10 protein-coding genes and 2 riboswitches are annotated in these 14,270 nt (G+C 71.2%); of the genes, 8 read left to right on the forward strand and 2 right to left on the reverse strand.

The window, feature by feature from the left end; genetic code table 11:
• Positions 1-2 precede the first annotated feature (2 nt).
• Positions 3-3,857: a cobaltochelatase subunit CobN gene (gene cobN / locus ACYVAG_RS14415; protein WP_460770766.1), complete on the reverse strand. Its 3,855-nt coding sequence runs from the start codon at positions 3,855-3,857 to the stop codon at positions 3-5.
• A gap of 54 nt (positions 3,858-3,911) precedes the next feature.
• A riboswitch (cobalamin riboswitch) is annotated at positions 3,912-3,986 on the reverse strand.
• Positions 3,987-4,755: 769 nt separating this feature from the next.
• Between cobN and ACYVAG_RS14420 the strand changes: the two genes are divergently transcribed.
• The 8 genes from ACYVAG_RS14420 to ACYVAG_RS14455 all read left to right on the forward strand — a co-directional run bounded on the left by ACYVAG_RS14420 (position 4,756) and on the right by ACYVAG_RS14455 (position 13,116).
• Positions 4,756-6,312: a DUF222 domain-containing protein gene (locus ACYVAG_RS14420; RefSeq protein WP_460770768.1), complete on the forward strand. Its 1,557-nt coding sequence runs from the start codon at positions 4,756-4,758 to the stop codon at positions 6,310-6,312.
• A 581-nt stretch (positions 6,313-6,893) separates the two neighbouring features.
• On the forward strand, positions 6,894-8,012 hold the full coding sequence (locus ACYVAG_RS14425; protein ID WP_460770770.1) for a precorrin-3B synthase: 1,119 nt from the start codon (positions 6,894-6,896) through the stop codon (positions 8,010-8,012).
• Complete coding sequence (locus tag ACYVAG_RS14430) at positions 8,009-8,689, forward strand: precorrin-8X methylmutase (RefSeq protein WP_460770772.1); 681 nt, start codon at positions 8,009-8,011, stop codon at positions 8,687-8,689. The genes ACYVAG_RS14425 and ACYVAG_RS14430 overlap by 4 nt, the downstream gene beginning before the upstream one ends.
• Positions 8,686-10,329: a precorrin-3B C(17)-methyltransferase gene (cobJ, locus tag ACYVAG_RS14435; protein ID WP_460770774.1), complete on the forward strand. Its 1,644-nt coding sequence runs from the start codon at positions 8,686-8,688 to the stop codon at positions 10,327-10,329. Before ACYVAG_RS14430 ends, cobJ begins: the two co-directional genes overlap by 4 nt.
• A gap of 18 nt (positions 10,330-10,347) precedes the next feature.
• Positions 10,348-10,473, forward strand: a riboswitch (cobalamin riboswitch).
• 37 nt (positions 10,474-10,510) lie between these two features.
• The gene (locus ACYVAG_RS14440; protein WP_460770776.1) at positions 10,511-11,194 is read left to right on the forward strand and encodes an energy-coupling factor ABC transporter permease; all 684 of its coding nucleotides are present in this window, start codon (positions 10,511-10,513) and stop codon (positions 11,192-11,194) included.
• Entirely contained in the window at positions 11,187-11,534 is a 348-nt protein-coding gene (locus ACYVAG_RS14445) for an energy-coupling factor ABC transporter substrate-binding protein (protein ID WP_460770777.1), read from the forward strand. The genes ACYVAG_RS14440 and ACYVAG_RS14445 overlap by 8 nt, the downstream gene beginning before the upstream one ends.
• Positions 11,534-12,307: a cobalt ECF transporter T component CbiQ gene (gene cbiQ / locus ACYVAG_RS14450; protein ID WP_460770779.1), complete on the forward strand. Its 774-nt coding sequence runs from the start codon at positions 11,534-11,536 to the stop codon at positions 12,305-12,307. Before ACYVAG_RS14445 ends, cbiQ begins: the two co-directional genes overlap by 1 nt.
• Entirely contained in the window at positions 12,304-13,116 is an 813-nt protein-coding gene (locus ACYVAG_RS14455) for an energy-coupling factor ABC transporter ATP-binding protein (RefSeq protein ID WP_460770781.1), read from the forward strand. Before cbiQ ends, ACYVAG_RS14455 begins: the two co-directional genes overlap by 4 nt.
• A gap of 75 nt (positions 13,117-13,191) precedes the next feature.
• Here the strand turns inward: ACYVAG_RS14455 and ACYVAG_RS14460 are convergent, their stop codons facing one another.
• The gene (locus tag ACYVAG_RS14460) at positions 13,192-14,265 is read right to left on the reverse strand and encodes a winged helix DNA-binding domain-containing protein (RefSeq protein WP_460770782.1); all 1,074 of its coding nucleotides are present in this window, start codon (positions 14,263-14,265) and stop codon (positions 13,192-13,194) included.
• Positions 14,266-14,270 lie beyond the last annotated feature (5 nt).

The raw sequence follows: 14,270 nt of genomic DNA on the forward strand, positions 1-14,270 counted from the left end.
GCTCACTCCTCCAGGTCGCCCTCGATGTCGAGATAGACCTGCTGGAGCTGCTGCATGAGTGCGGCGTCCGGCTCCTCCCAGAGGTTGCGGTCGGCGGCCTCGTGGAGCTTCTCGATGATGCCGCGCAGCGCCCAGGGGTTCGCGTGCCTCATGAACTCCTGGTTGGTCTCGTCGAGGACGTACGCCTGCGCCAGCTGCTCATACATCCAGTCGGGCACCACGCCGGTAGTGGCGTCGAAGCCGAACAGGTAGTCGACGGTGGCGGCGAGTTCGAACGCCCCTTTGTAGCCGTGCCTCTGCATCGCGGCGATCCAGCGGGGGTTCACGACGCGGGCCCGGAAGACGCGGTTGGTCTCCTCCTGCAGCGTGCGGGTCTTCACGGCGTCCGGGGTCGTCGAGTCGCCCACGTAGGCCTTCGGGGAGTCCCCCGTCAGCGAACGCACCATCGCGACCATGCCGCCGTGGTACTGGTAGTAGTCGTCGGAGTCGGCGATGTCGTGCTCGCGGGTGTCGATGTTCTTCGCCGCCACCTGGATGCGGCGATAGTTCGCCTCCATCGTATCCCTGGCAGGGATTCCGTCGAGGTCGCGCCCGTACGCGAAGCCGCCCCAGGTCGCGTACACCTCCGCGAGGTCGGCGTCCGTACGCCAGTTCCCCGCCTCGACCAGCGGCAGGATGCCGGCGCCGTAGGAGCCCGGCTTGGAACCGAAGATGCGCGTGGTCGCGCGCCGCTCGTCGCCGTGCTCGGCGAGATCCCTTGCTGCGTTGGCCTTGACGAAGTTGTGGTCTTCGGGCTCGTCGAGTCCGGCGACCAGGCGTACGGCGTCGTCGAGCAGCGTGAGGACGTGGGGGAAGGCGTCGCGGAAGAAACCCGAGATGCGGACGGTCACGTCGATGCGGGGCCGGCCGAGCTCGTCGAGCGGCACGACGTCGAGGCCCGTGATGCGCCGTGATGCCTCGTCCCACTGGGGAATCACGCCCATGAGGGCGAGGACCTCGGCGATGTCGTCACCCGACGTACGCATGGCCGACGTGCCCCACACCGACAGGCCGACCGAACGGGGGTGCTCGCCGGTCTCCTCGACATAGCGGGCGACGAGCGAGTCGGCCATGGCGCGGCCGGTCTCGTAGGCGAGCCGCGACGGGATGGCCTTGGGATCGACGGAATAGAAGTTGCGGCCGGTGGGCAGGACGTTGACGAGGCCACGCAGCGGCGAGCCCGAAGGGCCGGCGGGGATATAGCCGCCCTCGAGCGCGTGCAGGATCGCCGGGATCTCGTCTCGGGTCCGGGCCAGCCGCGGCACGACCTCCGCGCAGGCGAACCGCAACGAGGCCTCGACGGCGGATCGGTCGACGCCGTCGGGCAGGTCCGCGCAGACCTCGGCGACTGCGTCGGGCGCGAATCCCTTGCGGGCCAGCGATTCGACGAGGCCGCGGGCGAGCTGCTCGACGCGATCGGTGTCGTTGCGGATCCCCTCCCCCACGCTCGCCGAGCGAGCACGCTCCCCCACGTTCTCCGAGCGAGTGCGCTCCCCCACGTTCTCCGAGCGAGCGTGCTCCCCCACGTTCTCCGAGCGAGCGGAGCGAGTCGAGGAGTCAAGCCCCAGCGCCGTCCTCAGCCCCGGGATGCCGTCGGACGACCCGCCGAAGACCTGGTTCGACCGCAGGATGGCCAGCACGAGGTTGACCAGCTCGTCGCCCTCGGGCGCCTGCGCGAGCACATGCAGGCCGTCGCGGATCTGCACGTCCTTGACCTCGCAGAGCCAGCCGTCGACGTGCATGATGAACTCGTCGAACTCCTCGTCGCCTGGACGCTCCTCCAGGCCGAGGTCGTGATCCATCTTCGCGGCCTGGATGAGGGTCCAGATCTCCTGGCGCAGGGCCGGCGCCTTGGCCGGGTCCATCGCCGTGACGTTGCCGTACTCGTCGAGCAGCTGCTCGAGGCGGTTCATGTCGCCGTACGTCTCGGCGCGCGCCATCGGCGGGACGAGGTGGTCGATGATCGTGGCGTGGGCGCGGCGCTTGGCCTGCGTACCCTCGCCGGGATCGTTGACCAGGAAGGGATAGATCAGCGGAACCGAGCCGAGCGCGGCGTCGGTGCCGCAGCTGGGCGACATCGCAAGGTTCTTGCCCGGCAGCCATTCGAGGTTGCCGTGCTTGCCCATGTGGACGATCGCGTGGGCGCCGAACTCCTCGGCGATCCAGCGATAGGTCGCGAGGTAGTGATGGGTCGGCGCCAGGTCGGGATCGTGGTAGATCGCGATGGGGTTCTCACCGAAGCCGCGTGGCGGCTGCACCATGATCACGACGTTGCCGGCGCGCAGGGTCGCGGCGACAATCTCGCCGTCGGGGTCGGTCGTGGTGTCGACGAACAGCTCGCCGGGGGCCTCCCCCCAGGCCTGCGTGACGGCCTCGACGAGGTCGTCGGGCAGTTCCTTCAGCCAGTCGCGATAGGTGGCCGCGGGGATGCGTACGGGTTGTCCGGCGAGCTGACCCGACGTGAGCCACTCGGGGTCCTGACCGCCGGCCTCGATCAGGCCGTGGATCAGTGCGTTGCCGCGGGTGGTGTCCTCGGCCTCACCTTCCACGGCGTCGATCGCGCCCGTCCCGGGGATGTCGCCGGGCTCGCCGAGGTCATAGCCCGCATCGCGCATCGCCGCCAGCAGACGGATCAGCGAGACGGGGGTGTCGAGGCCGACGGCGTTGCCGATGCGGGAATGTTTGGTGGGATAGGCCGACAGCATGATCACGATGCGCCGTTCGGCCGGCGGGATGTGGCGCAGGCGGGCGTGGTTGACGGCGAGCTCGGCCATGCGACGGCAGCGTTCGGCGTCGGGCTCATAGTGGGGCAGGCCGTCGGAATCGGTTTCCTTGAAGGAGATCGGCACTCCGATGATGCGGGCGTCGAACTCGGGGACGGCGACCTGGGTCGCGACGTCGAGCGGGCTCATGCCGTCGTCGGAGCCGGCCCACGACGCCCGGTCCCACGTCAGGCAGAGCGCCTGCAGGATCGGCACGTCGAGGGCCGCGAGCGCGCGTACGTCCCACCCCTCGTCGTCGCCGCCGGCCTGCGCCGAGGCGGGCTTGGTGCCACCGGCGGCGAGCACGGTGGACACCAGTGCGTCGTAACCCGCGAGGTGGTCCAGGAGGTCGGAGGGCGCGTCGCGCAGGGAGGTCGCGAAGACGGGTACGCCGACCCCACCGGCCTCGTCGATGGCGCTGGCGAGGGCTTCCACGTATGCGGTGTTCCCCGCGGAGAACTGGGCGCGATAGAAGAGGACGGCGACACGGGGACGGGCCGCCTCCGGGTGACTGAGCGAGCCCTCACCATCACGTTGACTGAGCGAGCCCGCACCATCACGTTGACTGAGCGAGCCCGCACCATCACGTTGACTGAGCGAGCGAAGCGAGTCGAAGTCCCCCAGCACCCCCCACTCCGGCTGCTGCTGCACGGGATCGAAGCCGCGCCCGGTCAGCAGCACGGTGTCGGACAGGAACGCGTGCACGCCCTCGAGGTTCTCCCGCCCGCCCTGCGCGAGGTAGAGGTGGGCCTGCGCCGCCACGTTCACCGGCACGGTCGACAGCTCCATCAGGCTCGCGTCGGGCAGTTGCTCGCCGCCGAGCACGACGAGCGGCTTGGCGGCCGCGCGTACGGCTTCGAAGGTCTCCGGCAGCGACTGCACCGACCCCAGGAAGCGGAAGACCACGAGGTCGGCACCCTCGAGGAGCTGGGCGAGGCGGTCGGGGCCGACGCGGGTCGGGTTCGCGTACGTGTAGTCGGCATCGCACGCCCGGGCCGACAACAGATCGGTGTCGGAGGTCGACAGAAGGCAGACGGTGGGCACGGGCTCGGTCATGATTCTCCTCGCGGGATCCTCGTCCCGTGGTGGCGGATTGCGGGTGGTCGGCGGCAGTTCCTGGCTTCCTCGCGGATGGATCGCGGGGTCACAGTGGCGGGACCGTCCCGGATTCACACCGGGTTCCTGACGACGACGGGTTCACCCTAGCCGGACTCCTCCCGGGCCGGGGTTCGCGGCCCGGCGCGCGGTTGGGCGACCGATGCGACGAAGCCGTGTCGCCGACCCACGTTCTCCGAGCAACCACTTCGTCTCGGCCGCGGCGCGGCCTCGCTCAGCACAGGCTCCGCGAGACGAGGAGCAGGCGACCGATCCGAGGACTCGGGTCTCGCTGGCTGAGCGAGGAACGAGTCGAAGCCACTCTGGGGGTCACGCTGGCTGAGCGAGGAACAAGTCGAAGCCACTCTGGGGGTCACGCTGGCTGAGCGAGGAACAAGTCGAAGCCGCGGAAGCCCACGTTCTCCGAGCGAGCGCCAGCGAGACGAGGAGCAGGTGACTGATCCGAGGACTCGCGGTCACGCTGGCTGAGCGACGAAGGAGTCGAAGCCACCCCGTGTCGTCACGACGCTCTCCGAGCGAGCGCCAGCGAGACGAGAGGCAGGCCACCGATCCAGGGACTCGCGGTCACGCTGGCTGAGCGAGGAACGAGTCGAAGCCACCCCGTGTCGTCACGACGCTCTCCGAGCGAGCGCCAGCGAGACGAGGAGCAGGCCACCGATCCGAGGACTCGCGGTCACGCTGGCTGAGCGACGAAGGAGTCGAAGCCACCCGGCCGCGATCGCCTTCCACGGCAAGAGAAAAATAGTTCGAAAAACTTTTCGCGCACCGCTGTTCTGGACCCGAAATTGTCAGTGGGTCTTCCTAGGCTGGACCCATCACCACACCCCAGGGGGAAACCATGGACGATCTCACCGAACACCTTCTTGCGAAGGGAAAACCCGACCGCACCGCCGTCATCATCGGCCTCAAAGACGCCGCCGACCGCCAACGCCAAGCAGAGATCGACCAGATCTCGTTGATCGCTGCCGCAGCAAGGGCGTACTCATGGATCGACGAACCCCTTCACGACGACGATTCCGCACCATCGGTCCTCCACGGCGAACGCCTGATCGCCCTCGGCGGTGACGGCACCCCGCAGGTCGCCGAGTTCTGCACCCTCGAAGTCGGCCCCGCTCTCGGCATCTCGCCCGACGCCGCCGCCCAGCTGATCGCCGACGTCCTCGACCTTCGTCATCGTCACCCACAGTTGTGGGCGCTGGTGATCGACGGCTACGTCCGCGTCTTCGCGGCCCGCAAGGTCGCCCAACTCACCCGCACCCGTGAACTCACCCACAAGATGGCCGGTGAGGTCGACCGGAAGCTCGCCCCGTTCGCCCCGCAATACACCGTCACGCGGTTGCTGGCGCAGGCCGAACTGCTGTGTGATGTGGTCGATCCCGACGGCGCCGAGGAACGTCGGAAGGCCGCGCTCGAGCGGCGGTTCGTCACCGTGCGTGCTGGTGAAGCGGGCACCGCGCTCGTCACGGGCCAGGTCGACGGTCCCGCCGGCTTGCGGCTCGACCAGACCATCACCCAACTCGCGGGCATCCTCCGCCACGCCGGACACCGGGACTCGGCCCACGGTGATGGCACGGTGGCCGGGGGCGCGGATGTCGATCCGTTGGACCATCAGTTCGCAGTGCTCCGCGCCCAGGCACTCGAGCTCCTCGCCGACCCCGCCCGCGCGGGACGGGTCCTCGGCACGGGATCCCTCGACCTCGACGCTGCTGACGAGGCCGGCACGTCGTCTGGGTTGCCGTCGAGGAAGGACCTTCTTGAGCTCGTGGTCCACATCCGCCCGGACCAGGTCGACCGCGGTGCGGGCGGTGAGGTCACCGGCCTCGGGTCGGTCGTGCGTTCCCAACTCGACGCGCTCCTCGCGAACGCCGAGAAGGTCACCGTCCGGCCGGTCCTGGATCCGGAAGTGCCGCATGTCACGGTCGGCTACCAGCCGACCGAGGCGCAGAGGCGGGACGTGCTGCTGCGGGAGGAATACGAGGCATTCCCGTTCTCCACACGGCGCTCGGCCGGGAAGTTCATCGACCTCGATCACATCGTGGAGTTCCCCCTCGGCCAGACCTGCACCACCAACCTCACGCCGTTGTCGAAGCGCGTCCACCGGGCCAAGACCTTCGGCGGGTTCACCACCACCCCCGTCCGCCCCGGCGTGAAGCACTGGAAAACACCCACCGGACAGGAGTTCTGGACCACACCCCACGGCACCTACACCCGCAACCCCGACACCGACCTCATCATCGACCCGACCGGGACGAAGCGAAGGATCCGCCAAGCCACCCGACGAGCAGCCGAACTCGCCAAGCACCAGATCCGCGAAGAAGCCCAAGCTGCGGCCGCACGACTGTTCGCCCAGGTGAACCCTGCACTGATCCCCCTCATGAACAAGTCCGCCGCCTGAAGTCAACGGCACGATCACAGCCGCCGTCTTCGCTGACTGACCCGCCAGGAGATCCCGCCTGGCGGGCGCGAAGCCTGCCCCCAGCGAACCCGCACGCAGGTCGTCACCTCTCCTCGTCTCGCTGGCGCTCGCTCGGAGAACGTGGGGCTCCTCGACTCGCTGGCGCTCACTCGGAGAACGTGAACCAGCTCGCAGGTCGTCACCACTCCTCGTCTCGCGGAGCCTGTGCTGAGCGAGGCCGCCCGCGTCCGAGACGAAGTGCTCGCTCGGAGAACGTGAACCAGTCCGCAGGTCGTCACCCCTCCGGTCTCGCTGGCGCTGCTCGGAGAACGTGGCTTCGACTCCTTCGTCGCTCAGCGCGCGAACAGCGGTTGGGGCGTGGGCCGGGCGGCCGCGAGTTCGGCGAAGCGGCGTAAAGACGCCGCGAACCCAACGCGACCAAAGAACCCACGACCCGGCGTCCCAGCCGCAAGACGAAGCTCGCGGAGCCCGGCCCACGCCCCCGCCGCGCACCCAGCCGCAAGACGAAGCTCCCGAAACCCGGACCCCACCCCCACCGCGCCCCGCATAGGCTCGACCCCATGCCTGACCCCGCCATCGACCGCGGCCGCGAGGACCTCTGCCCCGGCATCCTCAAACCCTTCTTCGCCGAGGATGGCGCCATCATCCGCCTCCGCGCGCCCGGCGGCCGCGTCGATGTCGCGACCCTGCGTACCCTCGCCGAGCTGTCCCCCAGCCGCTTCGTCGGCCTCACCTCCCGCGGCAACCTCCAGCTCCGCGCCCTCCCCCAGCCCGTCCCCGCCGCGGTCGAGAACGCCGTCATGGCGACCGGTCTGGTGCCCTCGCCCGCCCACGAGCGTGTACGCAACATCGTCTGCTCTCCGCTGACCGGACTCACGGGCGGCCTCGCCGACCTCCGCCCCCTGGTCAACGAACTCGACCACCGGCTTTGCGCCGACCCCCTCCTCGCTGCCCTCCCCGGCCGCATCCTGTTCGCCCTCGACGACGGCCGCGGCGACATGGTCACCGAGCCGTTCGACCTCGCGATCGTCGCGACGTCCGCCACCGAGGCCGAGGTGCGTCAGCGCGGCCACGACCTGGGCCTCCGGGTCCCGCTCGCCGAGGCCACGGCGTCCGTCATCGACCTCGCGCGCACGTTCCAGCTAACCCGCGTACGCCTGGACCCGGTGCCCTGGCACGTCCGCGAGCTGGCCGAGCCGATCCCCCATCGCGACCTGGTCCGGCTCGACGCCGTGGTCGCGGGCGAGCAGGCGCGCCCCGGCGTCGTCGGCAACCACCTCGTCGCCGGCGTGCCCCTGGGTCAGCTCACCGTGGCCCAGCTCGAGGCCCTCGCGGCGGTCAGCGACGACGTGATCGTGACTCCGTGGCGCTCGCTCGTGGTGCCGAACGGGGCCGCGTACGCGGAATCGCTGCGTGACGCCGGTCTGACCGCTGACGCGACCGACGCCTGGTCGGCGATCAGCGCCTGCACGGGACTTCCCGGCTGCCGAAGGTCGGCCATCGCCACCCTTCCCCTCGCCCACGACGTGGTCGCGGCCCTTCCCCGCGCGCCCCGGCTGCCCATCCACCTGTCCGGGTGTGAGCGGCGGTGCGGCGCCCCGCGTCGCGACCACCACGACCTGGTCGCGCCCGCGAGCGCCGCCGAGGTCCTCGCGGTCGTGGAAGAATCCCGCCCATGATCAGCCGCTCCACCCTGAACGAGCCGGTACGCCCCACCCGCCGGTTCGCCTACGAGACCGACGGGGCCGAGATCTATCGACGGTCGTTCGCGACGATCCGCGACGAGGCCGACCTCAGCGCGTTCGACGAGGAGCAGGCCACCGTGGCGGTCCGGATCATCCACGCGGCCGGGGATCCCGCCATCGCCGCCGACCTCGCGATGAGCGACGACCTCGTGCCGGCCGCCCGCGCCGCGCTCCGGGCGGGCGCCCCGATCCTCACCGACGCGACCATGATCACCGCCGGAGTCACCCGCAATCGCCTGCCCGCCGACAACGAGGTGCACTGCCTGCTCGGCGATCCCCGCGTGGCGCCGCTCGCCGCCGCATGGGGCACCACCCGCTCGGCCGCCGCGGTCTCCCTGTGGGGCAGCGACCTGGACGGCGCCGTCGTCGCGATCGGCAACGCGCCGACCGCCCTGTTCCACCTGCTCGAGCTCGTCGCCGACGGGGGGCCGAAGCCGGCGGCGGTGATCGGCGTACCCGTGGGGTTCATCGGCTCGGCCGAGTCGAAGGAGGCCCTCGCCGGCAACGAGTTCGGCCTGCCTTGGCTCGTGGTCCGCGGCCGCCGCGGCGGCTCAGCGATGGCCGCCTCGGCCCTGAACGCGCTGGCCCGCGAGAACGAGATGCCTGCATGAGGGCCCGCCTCGCCTTCGTCGGCGTCGGTCCCGGCGACCCCGAACTCATCACGCGGCGCGCGGCCCGCCTCATCGTCGATGCCGACGTCATCGCCTACTTCGCCGGCCCGAAGGGTCGCTCGAACGCCCGCACGATCGCCGACGACCTCGTGACGGACCAGGCGATCGAGGAGCTCCTGCGCTATCCGGTGACGACGGGAACCACCGACCACGCGGGCGGCTACTACGGCGTGATGGAGGACTTCTATGACGAGTCCGCCGCGCGCCTCGCGAGCCACCTCGACGCCGGACGCGCCGTGGTCGTGCTGGCCGAGGGCGATCCGCTGTTCTACAGCACGTCGATGTATCTCCATGATCGACTGACGCGGCCGACAGCCAACAGGGCTGCGTACCCCGCCGAGATCGTGCCCGGCGTGACCTCGATCCAGGGGGCGACGGCCGCTGCGGCCACCGCCCTGTCGCGCCACGAGGACGTCGTCACCGTCCTTCCCGGCACCCTCCCCGTCCCCGAACTCGCCTGGCGGCTCGCCCAGACCGATGCCGCGGTGATCATGAAACTCGGGCGCACGTTCGCGGGCGTACGCGAGGCCCTCCACCAGGCGGGCCGCCTCGCCGACGCGACCTATGTGGAGCGAGCGACGTGGGACACCGAACGCGTGCTGCCGGTGGCCGCGGTCGACCCGGCCGACGTCCCCTACTTCTCCATAATCATCGTCGCGGGTCGCGACCGACGGGCGGACGCCGCAGGACGGGCCGACCGTTCTCCGAGCGAGCGCCAGCGAGACGCGGAGCCTAGCGAGCGCCTCCCCTCACGTTCTCCGAGCGAGCGCCAGCGAGACGAGGAGCCTAGCGAGCGCCTCCCCTCACGTTCTCCGAGCGAGCGCCAGCGAGACGAGGAGCACCCGACTGACGGCACCCTCCTCGTCGTCGGCCTCGGCCCCGGCCCCGACCGCTGGATCACCCCCGAGGTCACCGCGGCCCTCGCCGACGTCGACCACGTCCTCGGCTATGCCCCCTATGTCGACCGCGTCCCCCAGCGCCCCGGCCTCACCCGTCACCCGTCGGGCAACACCGTGGAGGTCGACCGCGCCCGCGATGGCCTGGACCTGGCCCGCTCCGGCGCCCGCGTCGCCGTGGTGTCGGGCGGCGACGCCGGCGTGTTCGGCATGGCGTCGGCGGTCTTCGAGGCGGCCGAGGACCCCGCGTACGCCGGTGTCGACATCCGGGTCCTGCCCGGCCTGACCGCGGCCCAGGTCGTCGCGGCGCGCGCCGGCGCACCGCTGGGCGCCGACTTCGCGGTCATGTCGCTGTCGGATCGCCTCAAGCCGTGGGAGGTCATCGCCGACCGCCTGCGCCACGCAGCGCTCGCCGACCTCGTCATCGCGCTCTACAACCCGCGGTCCCGGGCCCGGCCGACCCAGCTCGAAGACGCGCGGCGGGTCCTGCTGGAGGTGCGCCCGCCCGAGACCGTCGTGGTCGTGGGCCGCGACGTGGGGCGTGCGGAGGAGTCGCTCACCGTGACGACGCTGGGCGAGTTCGACCCGGCGACGGTCGACATGAAGTGCCTGGTGATGATCGGGGCGACGACCACGCGCACGACGTCGCGCGGGCAGGTCTGGTCGCCGCGCTTCGTACGCTGAGCCCAGCCCGCGCCGACGGCCGGCGTGGCATACTGCGGAACACCCTTCGACGGGTGCGAGGAAGCCGGTGTGAGTCCGGCACGGTCGCGCCACTGTGAGCAGCCCCGCTGCGAGTCAGGAACTCTCCCCGTCGAGTCATGCCGAACCGGGACGCGTCATCCCGAGAAAGGACTCGTGCATCGTGCACATCTCCGAGGGATTCCTCCCTCCCCTCCATGCGGCCCTCTGGACCGCCGCCAGTGCCCCCTTCGTCATCCACGGAGCCCGGAGCGTCATCAGGATCTCGCGAGAGAATCCCAGCGCCCGCCTGCTGCTCGGCGCCGCAGGGGCGTTCACCTTCGTGCTGTCGGCGATCAAGATGCCGTCGGTGACCGGGTCGTCGAGCCACCCCACCGGCAGCGGGGCTGGGGCCATCCTGTTCAAGCCGCCCGTGATGGCTTTCCTCTGCACCGTCGTGCTCCTGTTCCAGGCCCTGCTGCTGGCCCACGGCGGGATCACGACCCTCGGCGCCAACGTGTTCTCCCTCGGCATCGTGGGTCCCTGGGCCGCGTACGCGATGTGGTCGCTCGCGCGGAGGGTGAAGGCTCCCGACATGGTCGGCGTCTTCCTCGCGATGGCCGTCGCCGACCTCGCGACCTATGCGACGACGTCGGTGCAGCTCGCGCTCGCCTTCCCCGATCCGGCCAGCGGGTTCGGCGGCGCGCTCGTGAAGTTCATGTCGCTGTTCGCCCTGACGCAGGTGCCGCTGGCGCTGGCGGAGGGGCTGCTCGGGGTGCTGCTTTTCCGTGCCCTGGCCCAGATCGCTCGGCCCGAGCTGCACAGCCTGGGGTTCCTGCGCGCGGCCGAGGGGGCGACCCATGGCTGAGCCACTCGTCGCACCCCGTCGTCGCGCCAGTCGCCTGGTGACCGCCGCCCTTCTGGTGGCCGTTGTCGCCCTGTTCGCCCTCCCGCTGTACTTCGCGCGGCCCGCCGATCCCACCGGCGAAGCCTTCGGCGGCACCGACGCCCAGGCCACCGAGATCATCGAACGCGACCACCCGGCGTACGAGCGCTGGTTCGAGCCCCTGTTCGAGCCGGGAAGCGGTGAGGTCGAGTCCGGCCTGTTCGCCCTCCAGGCGGCGATCGGCGCCGGCGCGTTGGGCTATGTCGGGGGACGACTGCACGCGCGGGCGCTGCGTGACCGCGCGCGCGACGGCGAGGTCTGATGGCCGCGCCCGCCGTCGATCGCGCCGCCTGGGCGAGCCCCTGGCGGCAGCGATCCGTGGCGGACAAGACATTCCTGTCGCTCGGCCTCGTCATCGCGGCGATCGCCGCCCCCCACGTCGCGGGGGCGGTGGCCGTGCTCGTCGTGGCCGTGGCGTGCGCGCTGGCGTGGGCGCGCGTACCCCCGGGGCTGTACGTGCGCGCCCTCGCCGCACCGGCGGCGTTCATCGCCGTCGGCGCGGCGTCGATCGCGGTGTCCGTGGGCCCGCCCGCCGCGGATTCCCTGTGGAGCTGGGGATTGCTGTCCTCCACCCCGGCGACGCTCTGGCTCGCGGCGACGGTCGCCGCACGCGGACTGGCGGGCACGGCCGCGGTGCTGCTCCTTGCCTGCACCACGCCGATGACCGATCTGCTGGAGGGGTTGCGGCGGGCGCGCACGCCCGATGCGCTGATCGAGGTCGCGTCGCTCACCTATCGGCTGCTCTTCCTGCTGGTGGAGGTGTCCGACGTCGTGAGGTCGTCCCAGTCCGCGCGGTTGGGTCACGACGGTTTCGCCCGCAGCTGGCGCAGCACCGGACTGCTGGCCTCGGCCGTCCTCGTACGCGCGTGGGACCGCGCCCGTCGGCTCGACGACGGGCTCACGGGCCGCGGATTCGAGGGATCCCTGCGTACGCTGGCCCCTGTCCATCCGCGGTCCGTCGCCTTCGAGGTCTGCAGCGCGGGCCTGCTGGCCATCCTTGTGGTGATCCAGGTCGCCGGACCGGTGATCGGGTGAGGCTGGAGGCGGCCGGCGTACGCGCGGCCCACGACGACCACGTCGTGCTCGACGACGCGACGTTCGCGGTGGAACCGGGCGAGCGCATCGCTCTCCTCGGCGCGAACGGGTCCGGCAAGACGACGCTGCTGCGTGTCCTGTCGGGCGCCCACCGCCCCTCATCTGGGCACGTCCTCGTCGACGGAACCCCGCTTTCCTTCGACCGCAGGGGTCTGCGCGACCATCGACGCCGCGTCCAACTCGTGCTGCAGGACCCCGACGACCAGCTCTTCTCGGCCGACGTCGCGGCCGACGTGTCGTTCGGACCGATGAACCTCGGCCTCCCAGAGGACGAGGTGCGCGCGCGCGTCGACGAGGCCCTCGCCCAGCTCGCGATCGACCACCTCCGGGCGCGCCCGACCCACCAGCTCTCCTACGGGGAAAGGAAACGGGCGGCGATTGCCGGGGCCGTGGCGATGCGCCCGCAGATCCTGCTGCTCGACGAACCGACCTCGGGTCTCGACCCCGTCGGCGTCCACGAAGTGCTCGCGGCCCTGACCCGCCTGGAAGAACGCGGCACCACCGTGGTGATGTCGACCCACCACGTCGACCTCGCGCTCGCCTGGTCCACACGTGTCGGCGTCGTGCACGGCGGCCGCGTCACCTCCGGCGAGACGGTGAAGCTCCTCGACGACGACACCCTGCTGGCGCAGGCGCGCCTCCACCGCCCGTGGCCTCTCGAGCTGGCAGCGAGGCTCCGCGCGTCGAAAGCCCTGCCCCCCGGCCCCCCACCGCGCACGCTCGATGACGTGGAGAGGCTGCTGGGCTGACGCCGGCCACCAGAGACGAGGAGAGCAGTTGGGGCGTGGGCGGTCGCCGCCCGGCCCACACCCCAACCGCACCCCCTACTCGACCACGACCTCCGCGTCCCGCCCCACAAACGCAGCCAGCCGCTCGGCCGCCTCCACCGCCTTGTCCCGGTCCCGCTTCGTCGCCCCCGTCGCCGCACAGATCGTCACTGCGAATCGCGTCTTCGTCGCCGTCCGCTTGAACGTCCCGACATCGCGCCCGTCGACGATCACCACGCCCCCGCCGGCCTCGGCCGGGTTCACGTGTTGCTGGTCCAGCCGGTGCCCCGCCGCCCGCGTGAACCGCGGCGCGTTGTGGCTCAGGAACGCCTCGTCGAACGTCGGCAGCAGCCACGCGCCCTCGACCCCGAAGTCGGGCCCGCTCGCGTCGAACCACACCTCGACCCCGTCCACCACCGTCTGCTCGAACCGCCCCGACCGCAGCACCGCCCGCATCGGCGTCAGCGGCAGCGTGCACCACCGCTTCAGGTCCTTCTCCGCCGTGGGTCCGTGTCCGGTCACGAATCGCGTCACGAGACGCTCGATCGCCGCCTCCCGCGGCACCTCGACGCGCTCCGGCAGCACCTCCGATCCCAGCGCATAGGTGTGCTCCCCACCCTCGCGCGGCGTCCCCGACACCACGAACGCGTCCTGTTCCGCCACATGGAGCAGGTGGGTCACGACCTGCCCGTGCTCCGGGAAGTCCGTGGTCGGCAGGAGCGGCCCGATCTCCTTGCGGGTCAGGTGGTTCCCGCCGGCGAGTTCCTGGGCCAGCACGGCGTACGCACGCTCCCGCACGTCCTCGTCGATGCCGAGCTGGCGGTGGCGCGCCGTCGACCCGGCCGGCCCGCGTGGCGCCGTGAGGTCGAGCAGCCAGTGCAGGTCCTCGCGCGGCACCCAGTGCCACGTCGGCCGCAGGACGTGGGTACGCACGACCTCGCCGGTCGCCAGCTCGGCGAGCACGTCGGAGTCGCCCAGCCCAGTACGCAGGCCCAGCGAGAACCGGCCCAGTGGCGGATCCTGCGCCTGCACGCCCAGCGTACGCCGCACGACCTCCACCGCCGATGCCCTCGGCGGCCCGGTCAACCCCTGGGCGGCCAGCCGGCGCCCCAGCAGCTCCTCGAGATCCATGGCGC

The organism is Mariniluteicoccus flavus, assembly GCF_054776655.1.

Coding starts and splice junctions, on each gene's coding strand:
- cobN (WP_460770766.1), bottom strand. CDS start 3,857: ATGACCGAGCCCGTGCCCACCGTCTGCCTTCTGTCGACCTCCGACACC.
- ACYVAG_RS14420 (WP_460770768.1), top strand. CDS start 4,756: ATGGACGATCTCACCGAACACCTTCTTGCGAAGGGAAAACCCGACCGC.
- ACYVAG_RS14425 (WP_460770770.1), top strand. CDS start 6,894: ATGCCTGACCCCGCCATCGACCGCGGCCGCGAGGACCTCTGCCCCGGC.
- ACYVAG_RS14430 (WP_460770772.1), top strand. CDS start 8,009: ATGATCAGCCGCTCCACCCTGAACGAGCCGGTACGCCCCACCCGCCGG.
- cobJ (WP_460770774.1), top strand. CDS start 8,686: ATGAGGGCCCGCCTCGCCTTCGTCGGCGTCGGTCCCGGCGACCCCGAA.
- ACYVAG_RS14445 (WP_460770777.1), top strand. CDS start 11,187: ATGGCTGAGCCACTCGTCGCACCCCGTCGTCGCGCCAGTCGCCTGGTG.
- cbiQ (WP_460770779.1), top strand. CDS start 11,534: ATGGCCGCGCCCGCCGTCGATCGCGCCGCCTGGGCGAGCCCCTGGCGG.
- ACYVAG_RS14460 (WP_460770782.1), bottom strand. CDS start 14,265: ATGGATCTCGAGGAGCTGCTGGGGCGCCGGCTGGCCGCCCAGGGGTTG.